This window comes from Rhizobium sp. NLR10b (assembly GCF_019685435.1).
Taxonomy (GTDB): domain Bacteria; phylum Pseudomonadota; class Alphaproteobacteria; order Rhizobiales; family Rhizobiaceae; genus Rhizobium.
In genome coordinates this window covers 1-4,017 of the sequence record NZ_JABDWV010000047.1, presented here as the reverse complement: position 1 = coordinate 4,017, position 4,017 = coordinate 1, and the positions used below count along the sequence as shown (strand labels likewise).

Sequence of the window (4,017 nt, the reverse complement as noted above, 5' to 3'; positions counted from 1 at the left end):
GCCTATCTCTCAGACGTCCTCACCAGGATCGTCAACGGGCATCCAAATAGCCAGATCGACGACCTGCTGCCGTGGGCCTATGCCGCAAAGCACGAACTCAAAGCCGTGGCCTGAAAACACCGCTTACAATTGAGCGTCTCAATGGCGAAATCAAGCGACGTACCGAGGTGGTCGGCATCTTTCCCAACGACGAAGCGATCGTCCGTCTCGTCGGCGCGCTGCTGCTCGAACAGAATGATGAATGGGCCGTTCAACGCGCCAGGTACATGACCCTTGAGACCATGGCCCAAATGAGCGATGATCCCCAAATCAGTCTGCCCGCCGTGGCACGCTGATATCCCCTCCGACCCAGGTCGGAAAGCACGGCCATCAGCCGTCAGCTACACCACCCCCGTGGACACGATCTCCTTGTCTTCTCCAACCTCCGGCAGACGTGAAATGCCGTGGCGTTGCAAGCACCTGTGCAACGACGAACGCGTCAGATGTGAGATGATTGGCTGAAGAGCGTAGAGGCAATCATGAGCGGCAGCAACGGATGCCTGGCGAAAGGCGACGATAACGGCCTCTTCTTCAAGGGAGAGGATTGTCGAATGCGGGTCCTTCGAGCCTGTCGGAGGATCGGCCAATGCACCGCTGTCAGAGGCTCGACACTTTTGCGATCCCCAGCATTAGTCCGAGGCAGTAATCGTTGAGCGGCGCCGCCCGATCAGCGTGGCCGATCACATCGACCACCTATGGACATGATCCGCAAAGGCTGCTTCACTCCCCCATTCGGGCCATTCATCTCAGCTTTCTCCTGTTGACCACGAATCGCTTACGCTAGCACATCATTGCCCAGCGAGAATCCCAGGGATTTGTGACTCAGTAAGACTAGGTCCTTGCCCCTTTATCAACGGGCAACAGAACACGAACGACTGTGCCAACGCCGGGCGTCGAAACAATTTTGACGGTGCCTCGCATTGAATTCACCATTTCAATGCAACTGGTCAATCCAAGGCCAGCGTGAGATCCTGCTCTAGTCGAAAAAAAGGGCGTTGAGGCTTTGGCAAGAATATCTGAAGTCATACCACTTCCGGAATCCGCGACTTCAATGAGAAGATTGTGCGCGAATCCGAAGCGTCGATCAAGTAAGCGCGCATGAATTGTAATCTGCTTGTCTCGTTTTCCCTCAACGGCGATCACCGCGTTATTAACTAGTTCCTCTACAATCAAATGAACTTGAATGCCGGGAACTTCCAGATTTTGCGCTTCACTTCCGATCTCCAATTGGATATTAACATCCATTCGGCTATGAATTGTTTGAAGAAGTTCACCGAGTGCTTCTGTGGGGGCAGCTGGCTGTGCATTGACCATGCGCACGAGGCGGTTATTAGTATCCTCGAGTTCCTTTACCGCGTTTAATGCAGCGACAAGCATATCGTGGGCAGGCGGATGCGGACGATTAGGATGCCCGAGAAATAGCCGGAGTGCAGTGACGCGCGACCGGGTCATATGTGCGTGCAGGAGTGCAAATGATCGAACGTATTCATTGTGACGCTTTGTCAAAGCGGCGTGGTGCTCGATTAACTTGCCGCTCGTAGCGAGCAATATAAGAACTATTGCAAATACGGCCCAGCTACGGTTAGTAGCTCGCGCTACTTTGCTTCTATCTTTGATGTCTCTGTGGTGAACGGTTGCTAAACTAGAAATGTGTGACAAGTTTTGCTCAACCTCATCAAGGTACAAAGGAGCTCGGTCGTAGCCTTTGCCGCTCAACGTGATTGGCAGAATTTGGGAGTTTATAATTTCGCGGGTTCGGAGCAAAAGATCGATTTCGCCCGATCTTTGGTAACCAAGCGTCTGGATCCGATCGATATCGGCGATGACAGCTCTGATTTCGCGGTAGTATGCTGGCGGGGGCTCCCTGGCATTATTGGCGAGGCGGACCCCGCTTGAGATTCGGACGATGCTTAGCTGAGCCTCATTTAATATGACCAAAGCTTCAAAGGTCTGACTAAGTGTGCTTCGGGTTTCTTCCCGGTAGCATTCGGACCCAATAATGGACCAGGAACCCAGTGACAGTGCTATCGCCAGGACGAAATAAAGGCATATAGTGGGTTTGAGAAATCGATGCGGGATCATGGCACCGGCTGAACTGCAGCAACCCAGCCCCACATTGAGCTCGGCCTAGCCTCGGACAAGGGGGGCACTCGCTCCAAAGAAAATACGGTAGCAATGTGACTGGCTCCCGTCATGCGATATTTTCCTTTCGTCATCGACGCGAACCGTCGTCGTTGTGCTGGACGGATTCGGTGAACCGATCCCGCCCCAGCACGTGCGGTCTTCGATGGTTGACTGTAGAGGATGTCTTGCGTGTGGCCTCCGAGGCTGTCTCACTCCCTGCCGCAAACCGCTCCGGCAGATGCCGTGAAAGTGTCCAACGCCGGCTTTTTCTTTCATGCCCGCCCACAAGAGTGACGTTGCGGTAATCCAATAAGGCTTCTAGCGCGAGCAGCAGATTCAGGTCGACCGATATTAGATCTCTGATACTGTTCCGTGCATACTCCTGCGTATCGCTCCGTACTCGAGGGACCGAAAGCTCGTGGGGCATTTCCACTGAAAAATGGCTGGTCCCATATCTTTATTCCCAAATGAAGCTCCAATCGTTGACTGTCAGAAAGAACTCTGTTGATGAGTCGCCACCATGGACGTATTACTCTCGCGAGAATAGGGATGCCATCATCCCCATTTAATGCCGCGTATGATGAGCGAAATGAGTTGCCATAGACCGTATGTTCGTGGGGAGAAAGTGGCTCGCCCCCGCGGTAAGCTGATTCGGGGGTTGCTCTGGATAGGCCGGAGCCTTGCCCCATGCTTAGCGAGGGCGAACCATGACAGACGATAGCGTAATTTTCATTGGCTTGGATACGTCGAAGTTAAAGATTTCGGTGGCCATTGCCGACGGATCCCGTAACTTGCGAAGTGCGGTTTTTGGGCGACATCTCCTCGGAGCCGACCTGCGTGGCCTCAATGGTCAACAAGCTTTCCAAGCGCGGCTCCAAGCTTCACTTCTGCTATGAGGCTGGTCCACGGGTTACTGTCTTTACCGGCAGATTGTCGAACTGGGGCATGAATGCGCGGTCGTGGCGCCCTCCCTGGTTCCCAAGCGTGCGGGCGACCGGGTGAAAACGAACCGCCGGGATGCCGTAAGTTTGGCGCGCCTGCACCGCGCAGGCGAGTTGACCGCGGTCTGGGTTCCGGATGCAGGTCATGGGGCGATCCGCGACATGGTGCGAGCCCGCGAGGCGGCCAGCGATGCGCTGAAACAGTCGCGTCAGCAACTTCAGTCCTTCTTGTTGCGTCACGGCCGGGTCTATAGCGGCCGCAAACCATGGACACGCGCCCATACAAGATGGCTGGCGAGCCAGGTCTTCGATCATCCCGCCCACCACATCCTGTTGGCGGAATATCGCCAGGCCATCGAGGATGCCGGCGTGCGTCTGGACAGGCTGACCAAATTGGTGATGGAGACCGCGGCATCCCGGTCGATGGCCCGGGTTGTGGCCGCCTATCAAGCCAGCGCGGCGCTGCATTCATGACAGCGGTCACTTTTGTCGTCGAAATCGGCGATGTCAGGCGCTTCGATAATCCCCGTCAGTTGATGGCCTATCTCGGTCTCGTGCCGTCGGAAAGCTCGACGGGCGAACGGGTCAAGTGTCAATCAGCATCCAAAATTGGGTCTGACTCATATTTGATGATTTCGCGGTCGAAACGTAAGCGTCCGGTGAGGGCCGTCTTGCGAGGTTGAGACGAACATCGGAAGTCCTAGTGCAAACACTAGGAGTAGTCCTATGACGAAGCATCAGATTGAAGTGATCACGTCTGTCGAGCGCCGGCGGCGCTGGTCTCAAGAAGATAAAGAGCGGCTCGTTGCAGCCTGTCTCGAGCCAGGTGCGGTGCTTTCCGAGATTGCGCGATCGGCCGGTACATGTCAGCCAGCTCTTCCGTTGGCGCAGGGAGCTTTGCCAAATCGAGGAG

3 protein-coding genes and 3 pseudogenes are annotated in these 4,017 nt (G+C 55.1%); 4 read left to right on the top strand and 2 right to left on the bottom strand.

Going from position 1 to position 4,017, the window contains the following annotated elements; genetic code table 11:
* Both HJB91_RS30405 and HJB91_RS30400 read left to right on the top strand, forming a co-directional pair.
* The coding region (locus HJB91_RS30405) for a transposase domain-containing protein (RefSeq protein WP_221156961.1) at positions 1-114 on the top strand (114 nt) is incomplete at its 5' end.
* A gap of 14 nt (positions 115-128) precedes the next feature.
* Positions 129-335 (top strand): annotated as a pseudogene (locus HJB91_RS30400) (transposase); the annotation flags it as partial.
* A gap of 72 nt (positions 336-407) precedes the next feature.
* On the opposite strand, the pseudogene HJB91_RS30395 reads toward HJB91_RS30400, so the two are convergent.
* Both HJB91_RS30395 and HJB91_RS30390 read right to left on the bottom strand, forming a co-directional pair.
* Positions 408-629, bottom strand: a pseudogene (locus HJB91_RS30395) (IS481 family transposase); the annotation flags it as partial.
* A 241-nt stretch (positions 630-870) separates the two neighbouring features.
* Complete coding sequence (locus tag HJB91_RS30390; protein WP_221156959.1) at positions 871-2,121, bottom strand: sensor histidine kinase; 1,251 nt, start codon at positions 2,119-2,121, stop codon at positions 871-873.
* Positions 2,122-2,870: 749 nt separating this feature from the next.
* On the opposite strand from HJB91_RS30390, the pseudogene HJB91_RS30385 reads away from it, so the two are divergent.
* A pseudogene (locus tag HJB91_RS30385) lies at positions 2,871-3,721 on the top strand (IS110 family transposase); the annotation flags it as partial.
* 109 nt (positions 3,722-3,830) lie between these two features.
* The coding region (locus HJB91_RS30380; protein ID WP_221156956.1) for a transposase at positions 3,831-4,017 on the top strand (187 nt) is incomplete at its 3' end.